This window comes from Delftia sp. WSY_12 (assembly GCF_043104645.1).
Classification (GTDB): domain Bacteria; phylum Pseudomonadota; class Gammaproteobacteria; order Burkholderiales; family Burkholderiaceae_C; genus Comamonas; species Comamonas tsuruhatensis.
In genome coordinates, this window is the sequence record NZ_JBICKW010000062.1 from 135093 (window position 1) to 151027 (window position 15935).

Below are 15935 nucleotides of genomic sequence, written 5' to 3' on the forward strand. Positions count from 1 at the left end.
GCCTCCGATGCAACGCAGCGACTCCCCCGACTGGCTCAACCCCTTGATCGGCGCCATGCAGCAGGCCCAGGTCGGCCTGCTGCAGCTGCTGCATGGCCTGGGCCTGGCCGGCACGGTGGATGGGCAGCCCGCCTGGCCCTGGGCCCTGCGCCTGTCCGGCGAAAACCTGCTGATCGACCTGGGCCAGGCCCGGGGCCTGCTGTGGTCGCTGGCGGCCGTGGCCACCGCCATCGTTTTGCTGTTGCTGGCCCTGGCGCTGGCCCTGGTGCTGCGCCGCATCCGCCTGCCGGCCCTGGTGCTGACCGCGCTGGCCGCGCTCGCCCTGCTGCTGGCCCCCTGGCCGCGTGCCGACCTGATCCTGGTGCCCGCGCATGCCACCAGCTTCCATGCCTCGCCCACGGGCTTCAGCGTGGAGAGCATTGCGCGCGGCGGCGCGGTCTATGCCCAGCACTGCACGGCCTGCCACGGTGCCGATGGCCGGGGCCACGGCCCGCTGGCCGCCAGCCAGCCGGTCTGGCCCCCCAACTTCACCAGCCCGTTGCTGTGGCGCCGCGCCGATGGGGAATTGCTCTGGGCCATTCTTCATGACCGCCGTCCCGTGGAGTCTGGCGACGGCGCACGGGCACACGGCCAGGCCGACCGGCTGTCCAGCGACGACGCCTGGGCCCTGATCGACTTCATGAAGGCCCGCGCCGCAGGCCAGATGCTGCAGATCGCCGGCAACTGGCCCTATCCCGTGGGACTTCCCGACATGGCCGTGCAGTGCGCAGGCCAGCCCGCACGCCGCCTGAGCACCTGGCAAAGCCGCCAGCAGCGGCTGAGGATGGTGGCAGGCAGCGGCCCGGTGCAGGAAGACCCGCGCCTGGTCAGCCTGCAGCTGTCGCCCGATGGCGGCAACCGCGCCGCCAGCGCCCTGGACTGCACCGTCAACGACCCGCGCGCCTGGCAGGCCATGGCCCTGCTCAGCGGCTCGGAGCAGCTGCAGGGCATGCAATGGCTGGGCGACCGCAGCGGCTGGCTGCGCGCGCTATCGCGTCCGGGCGCCCAGGGCTGGTCGGAGGACGACCTGGTCTGCCGCACGGACACGGCGGCCAAGGCCACCTCCGGCGCTGGCGCTGGCGCCGTGGCCGATGGCCTGGGCGCGCTGATTGCACGCATGGACGCCGAGCCCGTGCGGTTCATCAAGGGTGGGTTTGTGCATTGAACCTGCACGGAGGCAGAGGAACACGGGCACACAGAATCTGCAGGGCATTCGCAACTTGCTCTTGCCAATCTTTCAAGCGGAACATGGCTAGTGGCGGGGGCATGGCCTTTCTATAGTCGGCGCCTCGACGGATCCGCCCTCTTCCCTCAAGCCCGGGCGACGGCGACACTCCCACAGGACCCCATCCCCAAAAGCCCCCACAACAAGGAGAGACTGCGATGACCGATCTCACCATCAACGGCAAGACCGTTTCCATGGACCTGGACCCCGAGACGCCCATTCTGTGGGCCCTGCGCGACACGCTGGAGATGACCGGCACCAAGTTCGGCTGCGGCGCGGCGCTGTGCGGCGCCTGCACGGTGCACATGAATGGCCAGGCCATACGTTCCTGCGTGACGCCGATCTCGGCGGCCGCGGGCCAGAAGATCACCACCATCGAGGCCATGACCTCGGGCTCCGACCGCGTGGGCACCGCCGTGCGCGATGCCTGGGTGCGCCACGACGTGGCCCAGTGCGGCTACTGCCAGAGCGGGCAGATCATGAGCGCCACGGCCTTCCTCAAGTCGCTGCCCAAGGGCAAGAAGCCCAGCGGCGAGGAGATAGACGCGGCCATGGCCGGCAACATCTGCCGCTGTGGAACCTATGCACGCATCCGCACGGCCGTGGCCGATGCCGCGCGCACCCTGGGCTGAACGGAGAACGCCGCATGCTGACCACCTTCAACCCCGCCGAACTGCCGCGCGCCCTGCAGCACATCCTGGACCGTGACGAGGCCACCGCTGCCATCGCCGACGCGCCCACCCTTGCACAGATCCCCCGCCGCAGCTTCCTCAAGATCGCCGGTGCCGGTTCGCTGGCCCTGGGCGTGTTTCCCGCCATGGCGCAGGCGCCGGGCAAGGGCGAGGCCGCCGGCCTCAAGCCCACCGAGCAGCCCGCCTCCTTCGTGGAGATCTCGCCCAATGGCGAAGTCACCGTGGCCATCAACCGCCTGGAGTTCGGCCAGGGCGTGCACACCGCCCTGCCCCTGGTGCTGGCCGAGGAGCTGGACGCCGACTGGAGCAAGGTCCGCGCCCGCCTGGGCGGCAACGATGCGGCCTATGCCGATCCGCGCTATGGCATCCAGATGACGGGCGGCTCCACCGCCCTCAAGCACAGCTACACCCAGTACCGCGAGCTGGGCGCCCGTGCGCGCGCCATGCTGGTGGCCGCCGCCGCCGCGCAGTGGAAGACGGATGCCGCCACGCTGCGCACGCGCGAGGGCTTCGTGCTCGGCCCCAACGGCAAGAAGCTGTCGTATGGCGAGCTGGCCCAGGCCGCCATGGCCCAGCCCGTGCCGGCCACCGTCGTGCTGAAGAATCCCAAGGACTTCCGCCTGATCGGCAAGCCCACGGGCCGCATCGACGCCCGGGCCAAGAGCAGCGGCCAGCAGAGCTTCGGCATCGACATGCACCTGCCGGGCCAGCTGACGGCGGTGATTGCACACCCGCCCGTGTTCAAGGCGCAGCTGGCCTCGCTGGACGACGCTGCGGCGCGTGCCGTGCCCGGCGTCAAGGCCGTGCTGCGCGTGCCCGTGGACGGTGGCGGCGAAGGCGTGGCCGTGATCGCCACCGGCTACTGGCCTGCGCGCAAGGGCCGCGAGGCGCTGAAGGCGCAATGGAACACCGACGCCGTGGAGAAGGTGGACAGCGAACGCCAACTGGCCCAGTACCGCGAGCTGGCCGCGCAGCCCGGCGCGCGCCACTTCGACGCCGACATCTCGGCGCTGGACAAGGCGCCGCGCCATATCGAGGCCGAGTTCAGCTTCCCCTACCTGGCCCATGCGCCCATGGAGCCGCTCAACTGCACGGTGCAGATGGGCGAGACCGGCGAGGCCGGAGCCGACCTCTACCTGGGCACGCAGTTCGCAGGCGTGGACGGCATGGCCGCCGCGCGTGTGCTGGGCCTCAAGCCCGAGCAGGTGCGCGTGCACGTGCAGATGGCCGGCGGCGGCTTTGGCCGCCGGGGCGTGGGCACCAGCGACTACGTGATTGAGGCCTGCCAGGTGGCGCTGGCCGCGCGCCGCGCCGGCCTGAACGCTCCCGTGCGCATGGTCTGGAGCCGCGAGGACGACATCAAGGGCGGCTACTACCGCCCCATGCACCTGCACCGCGCGAAGATCGGCTTCGACGAACGCGGCAAGGTGCTGGCCTGGGACCACGCCATCGTGGGCCAGTCCATCACCGCGGGCACCATGTTCGAGGGCGGCATGATCAAGAACGGCATCGACGCCACGGCCGTGGAGGGCATGCGCGAGCCCTATCCGCTGCCCATGCGCCTGACCGTGCACCACCCCAAGGTCAACGTGCCCGTGCTGTGGTGGCGCAGCGTGGGATCGACCCACACGGCCTTCGTCATGGAAACGCTGATCGACGAGATCGCGCGCAGCAGCCGCCAGGACCCCGTGGCCTACCGCATGCAGATGTTCGGCGACAAGCACCCGCGCCATCGCCTGGCCCTGCAGCTGGCCGTGGACAAGAGCGGCTACGGCAAGCGCCAGCTGCGCGCGGGCCGCGCCTGGGGCGTGGCCGTGCACGAGTCCTTCGACACGGTGGTGGCCTATGTGGTGGAGGCCTCGGTCAAGGACGGCCGCCCGGTGCTGCACAAGGCCACGGCCGGCGTGCACTGCAACCTGGCCGTGAACCCGCGCACCATCGAGGCGCAGGTGCAGGGCGCGGCGCTGATGGGCCTGTCCATGTGCCTGCCCGGCGCGGCGATCACGCTCAAGGACGGTGTGGTGGAGCAAAGCAACTTCGGCGACTTCGCCGTGCCGCGCATCACCGACATGCCCGAGATCGCCGTCCACGTCGTGCCCAGCGCCGAGCCGCCGACGGGCATGGGCGAGCCCGGCCTGCCGCCGCTGGCACCGGCCTTCGCCAACGCCGTGGCGCAGCTCACGGGCAAGCCCGTGCGCAAGCTGCCGTTCGATCTGGCGTGATCGAGCTGGCGTGATCGATCTGGCCTGAACGGCCGGACCTGATCCCGGTCAGCCCCCGGAAAGGGCGGCGGCACCTGCGGCCGCCGCCCTTTCCAGTTCTTCCATGGTCAGCAGATAGTCCGGGCAGTCCTGCAGCCGCTGCACGGCCAGGTCGATGAAGGCACGCACGCGCCGGGGCAGCGCGTCGCGGCTGCCGTAGTAGACATGCAGGCCGATGTGCTCGCTGATATGCGCCAGCAGCACGGGCACCAGGCGCCCCGCGCGGATGTGCGCGGCCGCGCAGATGTTGGACAGCTGGCCCAGCACCTGGCCGGCCAGCACGGCATGCAGCTCCAGCTCGGCATCGTTGGTGGACAGGGCCGGCTGCAGGTAGCGGTGCGTGAGCTCGCCATCGACCGGCAGGTACCAGGGCATCACCGTGTCCGTGGCCGCATGGCGGAACATGCTGCAGCGGTGCGCGGCCAGCTCGTCCAGCGACCGGGGCACGCCATGGCGTTGCAGATACTGCGGCGCCGCGCAGACGATGAGCTGCACGGGAAACAGCCGCCGCCCGATCACGCTTTCATCGGGCGAGGCGCCGATGCGAAACCCCGCATCGACCCGGTCCAGCACCCAGTTGCCTATGCCGTCGTCCAGCCGCACATCGGGGACGATGCCCGGGTGCAGGCGGCAGAACTCATCGAGCAGCGGCATCAGCACGGGCGCGAAGCAGGACTTGGGGCCCACGATGCGCAACGGCCCCGCAATGCCCTCGCGGCTGTCGCGTGCCAGGTTCAGTGCGCGGTCCAGCGCGGCCAGCGCCGGCTGGGTGTCCTGCAGGAAACGCTGGCCCTCCTCGGTCAGCGCAAGGCTGCGCGTGGTCCGGTGCAGCAGGCGCACGCCCAGGTGCTGCTCCAGATGGGCCACCGCCTGGCTGGCGGCCTGGGGGCTCACGCCCTGGGACAGCGCCGCCTGGCGCAGGCTGCCCAGCTCGACCGCCTTGGCAAAGGTGGCGATGGCGCGCAGTTCATTGATGGGCATGGTGCGGAAATCCGGTATTCGTGGGCTGACAGTGCCGCAGTATCCCGCCTTTGCGCATGCCCTGCCCGCGGCTTGCGGGGCAAGCTAGCGCCCCTGGCGCGCCAGCCACACGCCGGCTGCCGTCAAGGCCATGCCCGCCAGCGCCAGGCCGCCCAGCGTCTCGCCGAACATGGCCCAGGCGATCAGGGCCGTGGCCGGTGGCGTCAGATAGAACAGGCTGGCCACGTGCACGGCGCCGCCGCGGCGTATCAGCAGGTTGAGCAGGCTGACCGCGCCCACGGACAGCACCAGCACCAGCCAGCCCAGCGCAAACAGGAACTCGCCGCTCCAGCGCACCTGCATGGTTTCGGTGGCCAGGGCCAGCGCCCCCGTCGCCACCAGGCACGGCAGGTACTGGATGACCGAGCCCGTGCGCAGATCAAACGAGGGGCAGAACCGCTTCTGGTACAGCGTGCCGGCCGTGATGCCGGCCAGCGCCACCACGGCCGGCACCAGCATGGCCAGCAGGGCATGGACCGGCACCGAGGCGATCTTGCCCGCCACCACCAGGGCCACGCCCGTGAAGCCCAGCGCCAGCCCGGCCCACTGCCGGGGACGCACGGACTCGCCCAGAAAGGTGCCGGCCACCAGGGCCGTGATCAGCGGCTGCAGCCCCACCACCAGGGCCGTCACGCCCGAAGGCAGGCCGTGGGCGATGGCCGTGAACACGCCGGCCAGGTACACGCCATGCACGAACAGCCCTGCCACGCCAATGTGCAGCCACTGGCGTGCCGACCGTGGCCAGGGCGCGCGCAGCACCAGGGCCACCGCCGCCATCAGCACCAGGACGATGGCATAGCGCAGCGTCAGAAAGGTCAGCGGCTCCACATAGGGCAGGCCGAACTTGGCGCCGATGAAGCCCGTGCTCCACAGCAGCACGAACAGCCAGGGAAGCAAGGCGGCCGCCATGGCGGGCGGCGAGGTTTTTTGGGTCATGGAGCGGATGCGGAAAAGGGCGGGGGCAGGGATGGGGGCGGCGCCAGTGTGTCATGCCCCGTGCGCCAGGGGCTGCGCGTGGCAAACCACCGCACCAGGCAGTCGCGCAGCGCCGTCATGGCCGCGCTGCTGAACGCCGCCGAGGGCCGAACGAAGTAGATGCCCGAGGCGCCATCCAGGCGCCATTGCGGCAGCACCCGCACCAGCCGGCCTGCGGCCATGTGCTCGCTCATCAGCCAGTCGCCGCCGGCCAGAATGCCCACGCCCATGACGGAAGCCGTGAGCAGGGCCTCGCTGTCATTGCTGACCATGGGGCCGCGCACCAGCACCGTGTGCCGGGCCTGGCCCTGAGGCACATCGCCCGATGCGCCACCGTGCACCAGCTCCCATTGCGGAAACGATTGCAGCCCCGTGAAGCCCAGGCAGCGGTGCGCCGCCAGGTCCTCGGGGTGCATCGGCGTGCCGTGGGCCTGCAGGTAGGCGGGCGCGGCGCCCAGGATGCGCTGGTGCCCGCCCAGCCGCAGCGCCACGAGACGGCTGTCCGCCAGCCGGCCTATGCGCACCGCCGCGTCGAAGCGCTCGCCCACGATGTCCACGAAGCGGTCCGCATACTCCACCTCCAGCACGATCTGCGGATGGGCCAGCGCAAACTCGGCCAGCAGCGGGCTGAGCCAGCGCCGTCCCATGGCGGCCGGCAGCGACAGCCGCAGCCTGCCCCGCGCCTGCGAGGCGCCCTGGGCGGCCTCCTTCTGGGCATCGGCAATCAGGCCGGCCGCCTGGCGCACCTTGTCCACCAGGCGCAGGCCCTCGTCGGTCAGGTGCAGATGGCGTGTGCTGCGCTCCACCAGCCGCACGCCCAGCCGGGTCTCCAGCGCGTTCAGGCGTTTGGACAGCACGGACGGATGGCGCAGCAAGGCCCGCCCCGCCGCAGCGAAGGAGCCTTGTTCATGCAGCGCCACCAGGGCCGCCAGTTCATCGGCGTGCTGGCTGTCCAGAAGGTTCATGGGGTCAGGATGATCGCACCTTGGGAGCGTCCCTGCTCCAGATCGCCATGCGCCTGCGCCACCTCCGCCAGCGCATACCGGCGCCAGACGCCGGGCACGATGATGCCGGCCGCCACGGCGGCCAGCACGTCCCGTGCGCGCTCCTGGTACTCGGCCGCCGTGGCCGTGTGCGCGGCCAGCGAGGGGCGCGTGAGGAACAGCGAGCCCTTGGCATTGAGCGTGGCCACCGAGATGGGATCGGGCAGGCCGGAGGTCGCGCCGAAGGACACCAGCAGGCCGCGCGGGCGCAGGCAGTCCAGCGAGGCGCCCAGCGTCGTGCGGCCGATGGGGTCGTAGACCACGTCGGCCTTCAGGCCCCCGGTGGCCTGCAGCACCTGGCCCGGCAGCGTGGCCGCATCGAACACGAAGACCTCGTCGCAGCCGGCCGCCCGCGCGCGCTCCACGCTGGCTGCCTTGGACACCACGCCGATCACCAGGGCGCCCAGGTGCCTGGCCCAGGCGCACATCAACTGGCCCAGCGCACCGGCGGCGCCATAGATCACGATGCGGCTGCCGGGGCCCACGGCATGGGTGGTCTTGAGCAGGTACTGCGCCGTGATGCCCTTGAACAGCACGGCCGCCGCCGCGTCGTCAGGCAGCGCATCGGGCAGCTTCACCAGGCGCTCGGCCGGATACAGGCGGGCGCTGGCATAGGCGCCCAGCGGCCCCGTGGCGTAGCCCACGCGCTCGCCCACGGCCACATTCGTCACGCCCTCGCCCACGGCGGCCACCCGCCCCGCGCCCTCCAGCCCCAGGCCCGAGGGAAAGGCGATGGCGACCGCGCCCTTGCGCTGGCTCACGTCCAGCGGATTCACGCCGATGGCCGTCTGCTCCAGCCAGACCTGGCCGGGGCCGGGCGCCTGCACCTCGACCGGCTCCAGGCGCATGGCGTCGGGGGTGCCTGCGGCGTCCATGCGGACCTTGATCAATGGATTCATCTCGCTGCTCCGTGAAATGGGTGCAGCGTAGAAGAAGCGATTGACGGCAGCAATAGGCCGGCGTGCAGTTCACTGCTGCATGGGGTGCAGCAATGACCACGAACCAGCGCGCAGGCTGCCCACGCTGCCCGTCAGAAGTCGTGCCGGAGGCCCAGCTCGAAGGCCGTGGAGGCGCGCCCGCCAAAGTAATTGGCCGCGGCCGGATTGCCGCTGACAGCCGCACCCCCGGCAATGGCGAAGGCCGCCCCATTGCGGTTGGACATGCGGGCCGCATGCGCGTACAGCGCCGTGCGCCGCGACAGCGAGTGCACATAGCCCAGCGCCCACAGGTCGGCATCGCTGGCGCTTTGCGCCGCCGTCGCGCCCGTCTGGTCGGCCTTGACGTAGCTGAGCTTGACCACGCCGCTGCCCACGGGAACGCTCATGCCCACCAGGGTGTTGACCGTGCGGTCCACGCCATGCACCCAGCGGCGCTGGGCCAGGCTGGCCTTGAGCCAGCCGAAGTCGTAGGAGACACCGTAGCTCTGGTCCTTGAAATGGATGCCGCTCAGGGTGTTGCGCGTGGTGAACTGCGCGCCCGCCACGTTCCAGCCCGCGCCCGCCCACCCCAGCCGAAAGCCGTTGCCGCGCGTCTGGCCTGCCGCCGTGGCGCCCTTCTCGCCCAAGGTGGCGATCAGGCTGCCGGACACGCCCTGCAGCCCGCCCAGGCCGGCCGGCAGGAAATACTCCACCGCATTGCTCACGCGCAGCGTGGGATTGGCAGCCTGCGACTCCGGCGCCGTGCCGAAGGCCTGGCCCAGCGCGCGGGAAGCCGTGAACGAGCGAAAGCCATTGGCGCTGCCGATGCCCAGCGTGGCAAACGGATCGAAGCCGCTCCACACCAGGTGCGTGGGCACCCAGTCACGCCCCAGCCGCAGCTCACCCCATTGCCGCGAGGCCAGGCTGACCGTGGAGCGCCGGTCCCAGAACGGGCCGCTGGCACCCATGGCGCCGGTGTCGGCCAGCAGGCTGCCGTCCAGGTAGAAGCCCGCGCTCAGGCCGTCGCCCAGGTCCTCCTGCCCCCGCAACACCAGCTTGCTGGTGGAGTTGGCGCCGCTGGCCTGCGAGGTGACCGTTCCCAGGCCCTGGTTGCGCACCTGCCTGACGCTCACATCGACGGTGCCCGAGATCGATACCGAGGACTGCGCGCCCGCATGCGCGGCGGCCAGCCCCAGCGAGGCGGCCAGGGCCTGGCGTATGAAAACCTGCATGTTGTCTCCTTGTGATTTTTTGCTTTGCTCTTTGCTCTTTGCTCTTTCTCGGGCTTGTGCCGGGGTCTGCCCGACTACTCGGGCTTGAAGCCCGCGCCCTTGAGCAGCGCGGCGCTCTGCGCCACATCGGCGGCGATGAAGCGCTTGAACTGCTCGGTGCTCTCCGAAACCGTGTCGATGCCCAGGCTCGCGAAGGCGCCGGACCTGGCCAGCTCGGCCACCGCCGCGTTGGAGGCCTGGTTCAGCCGCTGCACCCGGTCGGCCGGCGTGTCCCTGGGCGCCCACAGTCCGTACCAGGAGGTGTAGGCAAACCGCGGCAGGCCGCCTTCCTGCATGGTGGGCACCTCGGGCGCCAGCGGGCTGCGCTTGCCGGAGGTGATGGCAATCGGCCGCACCTTGCCGGCCTTGGCCAGCGGCAGCACGGAGACCATGGAGTCGAGCAGCAGGTCCACATGGCCGCCGCCCACATCCACCAGCGCGGGCTGCGTGCCCTTGTAGGGCACGTACTCAAGGCGCATGCGGCCCTGCTGGGCCAGCAGCAGCGTGGCCAGGTGGCTGGGTGCGCCCACGGCGGGAATGGCCGCCGTCCACGTGCTCTTGGCGCCTGCGGCCAGCACCTCGCCCAGCTTGCTATGGGGCAGCTGCGGCGATATCACCAGCATCAGCGGCGCCTCGCCCACGCGCGCCACGGGGACAAAGTCGGTCTGCGGGTCATAGGGCGGATGGGCCAATACCTGCTTGGCCAGCACATGCGTGGCGGCCGAGAACAGCAGGGTGTAGCCATCGGGGGCAGCCGCCAGCACCGCACGGCCGCCCACCACGCCGCTGCCGCCCACGCGGTTCTCGACGATGACCGTCGTGCCCAGCTGCTTGCGCAACTGCTCGGCGAACAGGCGCGCGGCGCTGTCCACGCCGCCGCCCGCCACGAAGGGGACGATGACCTTGACCATCTTGCCCGGCTCGGGAAAGGCGGCGGGCGCACTGGACGAGGCCATGCTGGCGATGGGCAAGGCAGCCAGCGCACCCAGTAAGGCGCCCAGCACCGGCCCCTTCAGCCGTGTCAGAGTTTTCATGCTTTGTCTCCTGTTTCTTTTGAAAATGGGCCGGCCGTTGCGTGGCTCAGCCCGGGTCCTGATTCGGCGCGCGCCGCCTGTGCCTGCGCACGAGCACGCTCAGCGTGTCGTCCAGGGCCTGGGCATCCAGCCCCCGCGTGATGAAGACGATGCGCGTGCGCCGGTCGGCACCCGGCCAGCGGGGCAGCGTCTGCGGCGGGGCGAACAGGTGCTGCACGCCATGGATGACCAGGGGCTGGTCCGGGTGCTCCTGCAGGTGCACGATGCCTTTGACGCGCAGCAGGTCATCGCCGCGCATGGCCGTGACCCAGTCCATCCATTCGCCGAACGCCTGCGCGGGCAGGGGCTCGTCGCGCTGCAGCACAAAGGACGAGATGCCGTCGCGGTGCGCGCCTGCCGGCGCTGTCACCGGAGCTGTCACCGGAGCCATGGCCCGGTAGCCGGGTGCCTGGAGCATGCCCGCAGCGGCGTCCTCCTGCCCCGTCGCGCCTTCCGACATCAGCCGCTGCAGCAGCGCCACATGGTGGGCGGGGTCCATGCCTTGCGGCGCCTCGCCGTTGATGGCCTGCACCTGGGCCAGCAGTTGCGCAGCGGGCCGTGCGCCGCCCAGCAAATCTGTCTTGGTCAGCAGCACCAGGTCGGCCACAGCCAGTTGCCGCACGGCTTCGGGATAGCCTGCCAGTGTGGCGCTGCCCAGCACGGCATCGACCGTGCAGGCCACGCCGGCCAGCGCATAGCGCGCCCGCACGGCGGGCTCGCCCAGGAAGGAGCGCAGTATCGGCCCCGGGTCCGCCAGGCCGCTGGTTTCGATCAGCACGCGGCGCGGCGCGCCCTGTTCGCGCAGGGCCAGGCGCTCCAGCGCCTCCACCAGATCGCCGCGCACGCTGCAGCACAGGCAGCCATTGGCCAGCAGCACCGTGTCCTCGCAGGCCAGGCTGGTCAGGTCCTGGTCGATGCCGACCGCACCGAACTCGTTGACGATGACGGCCGTCCCGTGCAGGTCCGGCAGCGCCAGCAGCCCGTTGAGCAGCGTGGTCTTGCCGCTGCCCAGAAAGCCCGTAAGCACGGTGACCGGAATGCGCTGCCCCGCCGCTTCGGGCAGGGCCAGCAGGCTGGAGAAATGCCCGCTCATGACGCCACCCCACCATGCACCTCGGCGAACGAGCGCAGCGTGCGCTCCAGCCGCGCCAGCGCCCACTGCGCCACGGCCTGCGGCACCTCGTCCGAGCCCAGCGCATCGAGCAGGCCGCGCAGCGGCTGCGCGCCCTGCCCGGGTGCGGGCCGGGCACGGAACCAGGCCGCCACCTCGGGCTGCTCGCAGCGCTCGCCCCCGTCCTGCAGGTAGTCCACGATGTCCAGCTCGAAGTCCTCCAGCCGCAGGCTGATGCCGCCCGCCCCGCAGGCGCAGGCACCGCCCAGCGCGACATGGCGCAGCGCCAGGGCGCACCACAGGTCCCAGAGCCGGCCGGCCTGCAGGGCGTGGTCGGAGGCCATGGCCGTGCTCACTGCCCGTCCCAGGCCACGGCGGCAGCCGCTGCACCGGATGCACCGGGCACTCTGGGCGCACTGCGCAGCGCCTGCGTGCCCTCGTGATCCACCTGTCCCTGGCCATCCAGCGCCACGCGGTAGACCTCGCGGGCCACCTGGGCGCTCACATAGCCTTCGCGCACGTCCTCGGCCACCTTGTCCAGTTCGCGCGCCAGCGGGTCGCCAAAGCCCCCGCCGCCGCCCGACAGCATGCGGTAGGCATCGCCGCGTTCCAGGCGCACGTTGAAGATCTTGGCGTTGGCGTGGTCGGTCTTCCACTCGCCCTTGTGGCGCACGGCCAGGCCGTTGCCCATGGCGTCGCCGCCGCCCTCCAGGCCCCAGGGCTTGCAGTGCACGCGGTCGATGCGCGTGGTGACGGTGAAGGGCGACAGCGCCTGCACCACCATCTCCGCGCCCAGGCCGCCGCGATACTGGCCCGCGCCGGCCGAGTCCTGGCGGATCTCATACTTCTCCACCAGCACCGGGTACTTGGCCTCAAGCTGCTCGGTGGGGCTGTTGTGGGTGTCGCCGTCATTGATGCAGACGGTGACGGACACGCCGTCCTCACGGCTCTTGGCGCCCCAGCCGCCGCCCAGCGGGCCGATGCCGACGATGAACAGCCGCCCGTCCTCGGGCGAGATGCCATGGATGTTGGGAAACACCAGGTCCGCATGGTGGCCTGCGATGGAGCGGTCGGGAATCGCCGGCGCCAGCGCCTTGAAGATGGTGTCGATCACCGTCATGGGGAAGGTCATCCACACGCGCATGGGATAGGGCCTCTCGGCGCTGATCACCGTGCCCATGGGCATGATCACCTTGAGCGGCCGGAAGCTCCCGTCGTTGACCGGGTAGTCGGTCGGCGTGGTGAGGCATTTGTAGGCCACCTGCGCGCAGGCGATGCCCGTGGTGAAGCCGGAGTTGTAGAAGCCGCGCACCTGCTTGGAGACGTCCGACAGGTCCACCGTCATCTCGTCGCCCTGCACCGTGACCTTGACGCGGATGGGAATGCGCTTGCCGATGTCCAGCCCGTCGTCGTCCATGAAGGACTCGGCCTCGTACACGCCATCGGGAATCGACAGCGTGTTCTTGCGCGCCACGGCCTCGCTGGAATCCATGATCTGCGCGATGGCGCCGTTGACCGCATCCACGCCATAGCGCTGCAGCAGTTCCACATAGCGGCGCTCGCCCGTGGTGATGGCCGTGATCTGCGCGCGCAGATCGCCCAGGGCCCGCTCGGCCAGGCGCACGTTCATCGCGATGATGTCGATCAGGTCCTGGTTGACCTCACCCTGGCGCTGGTACTTCATGATGGGGATCTGTATCCCCTCGCTGAAGATGTCCGTGGTGACGTTGCCCAGCGTGCCGCCCACGTCCAGCCAGTGGGCCATGCAGCAGGTGAAGCCTTCGAGCCGGCCCTCATGGAACACCGGCATGGTGAACGTGAAGTGGTTCAGGTGGCTGCCGGTGGTGTAGGCATCGTTGGTGACCAGGATGTCGCCGGGCAGGATGTTCTCGTAGCCGAAGTGGCGGATCTTGGCCTTGACCGTCTCCGACATGCCGCGGATGAACATGGGCAGGCCCAGGCCGATGGACACCGTGTCGCCCTCGCGCGTGAACAGGCCGACCGTGAAGTCCAGCGCCTCGTAGATGATGAGGTTGTAGGCCGTGCGCGTCAGGTTGGTCTTCATCTCCTCCGTGACGGCGTACAGGCCGTTGCGGATGATCTCGACGGTGACCGGATCGACGGGCCTGGAGTCAGTGGGGTGGTTCATGTGCGGTCGCTCCCGATGTCGATTTGCAGATTGCCCAGTTCGTCCACGCGCAGCCGGTCGCCGGGCTGCACGACGGTGGTGGATGCGTGTTCCTCGATCAGCGCGGGCCCCGCGATCTCGTTGCCCGCCAGCAGGCGCTCGCGCAGATGCACCGGCGTGTCCACCCAGCCGCTGGAGCGGAAATAGACGGGCTTGACCGTGCGCACGGAGGCACGGCTGGGCTCGGCACTGCCGCGCTCCACGCTGTGCCTGGGCGGCTTTTTCATCGTGCCCAGCACCGTGACGCGCAGGCTCACGAGGTCGGCCGGCTCCTGCGGGGCCGAGGTGCCGTAGCGCACCTTGTGCAGCTCGTCGAACTGGCGCTTGATGGCCGAGCGGTCCCGGCCCTCGAAGAAGGCCATGGGCAGGTCCACGGTCACCGCATGCTCCTGGCCCACGTAGCGCATGTCGGCGGCGCGCTCGATCACGATGCCGTCCGGCGCGATGCCGGACTGCGCCAGCGCGGCGCGGCCCTCGTCCTCCATGCTCTGGTAGGCGGCCTCGATCTCCTCGAAGGACACCTCGCCCAGCTTGCGGAACACCGAGCGCACGTAGTCGTAGCGCAGGTCGGAGAACAGCATTCCGTAGGCCGAGAAATAGCCGGGCGCATAGGGGATCAGCACCTTGCGGATGCCGATCTCGCGCGCAATGGCCGAGGCGTGCAGCGGACCCGCGCCGCCGTAGACGACCATGGTGAAGCTGCCCGCGTCCAGGCCGCGCTCGGTGGTCACGGCCTTCACGGCATGCGACATCTGCGTCACGGCGATGCGCAGGATGCCGTCGGCCGCCTCGGTGGGCTCCAGGCCCAGCGGGGTCGCCACGCGCTCGGCCATCTGGCGCTGGCAGGCGTCCATGTCCAGCTGCAGCTCGCCGCCCAGGAAATGCTCCGCGTCCAGCCGGCCCAGCACCAGGTTGGCGTCGGTCACCGTGGGCTCCAGCCCGCCACGGCCATAGGCCACGGGGCCGGGGATGGAGCCGGCGCTTTGCGGGCCCACACGCAGCGCGTTGCCCGTCTCCACGCGGGCGATGGAGCCGCCGCCCGTGCCCACTTCGTGGATGTCCATCATCGGGATCTGTATCGGCAGGGCCTGCTCGTAGCCGCCGATCAGCGCCGAGCCCGTGGTCAGCGGCCGGCCCTCGCTGATCACGCCGGCCTTGGCCGTGGTGCCGCCCATGTCGAAGGCAATGGCATCGCCCATGCCCAGTTGCGCACAGATGGCCTGGGCGCCGATCACGCCGGCCGCCGGACCCGATTCGAGCATGCGCACGCAGCCCACCTTGGCATGCTCGACCGGGAACAGGCCGCCCGTGGACTGCACGATGTAGAAGTCGCCCTCGAAGCCCTTGCCGCCCAGGTGGTTCTCCAGCTGGCCCAGGTACTGCGACACGCGCGGCCCCACATAGGCATTGGCCACGGCGGTGGACACGCGCTCGAACTCGCGGTACTCCTGCGACAGCTCGTGCGAGGCGCAGACAAAGGCGCCCGGCATCTCTTCCTGCAGGATCTGCTTGACGCGCTGCTCGTGCGCCGGGTTGCGGTAGGAGTGCAGCAGCAGCACGGCCACGGCCTCCACGCCCTGCCCTGCCAGCTCGCGGGCCAGCTCGCGCACGGCTGCCTCGTCCAGCGGCTTGTGCAGGCTGCCGTCGGCGCGCAGGCGCTCGGACACCTCATGGCGCAGCGAGCGCCGCACCAGCGGCTGGTGCTTGTTGAAGAACAGGTTGTAGGCATCGGGCCGGTTCACGCGGCCGATCTCGTAGATGTCGCGAAAGCCCTCGGTGATCAGCAGCGCGGTGTGGGCGCCGTTGCGCTCCAGCAGCGTGTTGATGGCAATGGTGGAGCCGTGCAGGAACAGATGGCCGTCGCGCCAGTCGATGCCCGCGCTGTCTATCGTGGCCTGGATGCCGTTGACCAGCTCGCCATGCGTGGACAGGGCCTTGCCGAACAGCAGCCGGCCGCTGGCCTCGTCGAACGCCGCCATGTCGGTGAAGGTGCCGCCGATATCGACGGCAATGCGCAGCCGGGGCCGCTGCGAAATCGCTTGTTGGTTATCCATGAAATTCTCCAGAGACAGTTATTCACAGCGCCATGCGCCGCCCACAGTCCTTGAAACCGGCGTGCC

13 protein-coding genes are annotated in these 15935 nt (G+C 70.3%); 3 read left to right on the top strand and 10 right to left on the bottom strand.

Annotated elements, in window-relative coordinates:
- Positions 1-7: 7 nt before the first annotated feature.
- From ACF8LI_RS27885 to ACF8LI_RS27895, 3 genes are all read left to right on the top strand, one after another.
- On the top strand, positions 8-1204 hold the full coding sequence (locus tag ACF8LI_RS27885; RefSeq protein ID WP_392414648.1) for a c-type cytochrome: 1197 nt from the start codon (positions 8-10) through the stop codon (positions 1202-1204).
- A gap of 218 nt (positions 1205-1422) precedes the next feature.
- On the top strand, positions 1423-1896 hold the full coding sequence (locus ACF8LI_RS27890) for a (2Fe-2S)-binding protein (protein ID WP_012207419.1): 474 nt from the start codon (positions 1423-1425) through the stop codon (positions 1894-1896).
- Between the two features lie 14 nt (positions 1897-1910).
- Positions 1911-4178 (top strand): molybdopterin cofactor-binding domain-containing protein, encoded by a 2268-nt coding sequence (locus ACF8LI_RS27895; protein WP_392414649.1) that lies wholly within the window; start codon positions 1911-1913, stop codon positions 4176-4178.
- A 48-nt stretch (positions 4179-4226) separates the two neighbouring features.
- Here ACF8LI_RS27895 and ACF8LI_RS27900 read toward each other — a convergent pair whose 3' ends face one another.
- From ACF8LI_RS27900 to ACF8LI_RS27945, 10 genes are all read right to left on the bottom strand, one after another.
- Positions 4227-5198: a LysR family transcriptional regulator gene (locus tag ACF8LI_RS27900; protein WP_392414650.1), complete on the bottom strand. Its 972-nt coding sequence runs from the start codon at positions 5196-5198 to the stop codon at positions 4227-4229.
- 84 nt (positions 5199-5282) lie between these two features.
- Complete coding sequence (locus ACF8LI_RS27905) at positions 5283-6173, bottom strand: DMT family transporter (protein ID WP_392414651.1); 891 nt, start codon at positions 6171-6173, stop codon at positions 5283-5285.
- Entirely contained in the window at positions 6170-7177 is a 1008-nt protein-coding gene (locus ACF8LI_RS27910) for a LysR family transcriptional regulator (RefSeq protein ID WP_392414652.1), read from the bottom strand. The genes ACF8LI_RS27905 and ACF8LI_RS27910 overlap by 4 nt, the downstream gene beginning before the upstream one ends.
- A complete protein-coding gene (locus ACF8LI_RS27915; protein ID WP_013800704.1) occupies positions 7174-8154 on the bottom strand; it encodes a quinone oxidoreductase in 981 nt (326 codons plus the stop codon). The genes ACF8LI_RS27910 and ACF8LI_RS27915 overlap by 4 nt, the downstream gene beginning before the upstream one ends.
- Positions 8155-8285: 131 nt before the next feature.
- Positions 8286-9404: a porin gene (locus ACF8LI_RS27920; RefSeq protein WP_017405827.1), complete on the bottom strand. Its 1119-nt coding sequence runs from the start codon at positions 9402-9404 to the stop codon at positions 8286-8288.
- A gap of 74 nt (positions 9405-9478) precedes the next feature.
- Positions 9479-10477, bottom strand: coding sequence for a tripartite tricarboxylate transporter substrate binding protein (locus ACF8LI_RS27925; protein WP_392414653.1), 999 nt, complete (start codon positions 10475-10477; stop codon positions 9479-9481).
- A 46-nt stretch (positions 10478-10523) separates the two neighbouring features.
- Positions 10524-11609 carry a GTP-binding protein gene (locus ACF8LI_RS27930; RefSeq protein WP_374006781.1) on the bottom strand — a complete coding sequence of 362 codons (1086 nt, stop codon included), beginning with the start codon at positions 11607-11609 and terminating at the stop codon, positions 10524-10526.
- Positions 11606-11971, bottom strand: a complete 366-nt coding sequence (locus ACF8LI_RS27935; protein WP_012207428.1) for a hypothetical protein — start codon at positions 11969-11971, stop codon at positions 11606-11608. The genes ACF8LI_RS27930 and ACF8LI_RS27935 overlap by 4 nt, the downstream gene beginning before the upstream one ends.
- A gap of 8 nt (positions 11972-11979) precedes the next feature.
- Positions 11980-13776, bottom strand: a complete 1797-nt coding sequence (locus tag ACF8LI_RS27940) for a hydantoinase B/oxoprolinase family protein (protein WP_012207429.1) — start codon at positions 13774-13776, stop codon at positions 11980-11982.
- Entirely contained in the window at positions 13773-15869 is a 2097-nt protein-coding gene (locus tag ACF8LI_RS27945; RefSeq protein ID WP_016450909.1) for a hydantoinase/oxoprolinase family protein, read from the bottom strand. The genes ACF8LI_RS27940 and ACF8LI_RS27945 overlap by 4 nt, the downstream gene beginning before the upstream one ends.
- Between the last annotated feature and the right edge of the window lie 66 nt (positions 15870-15935).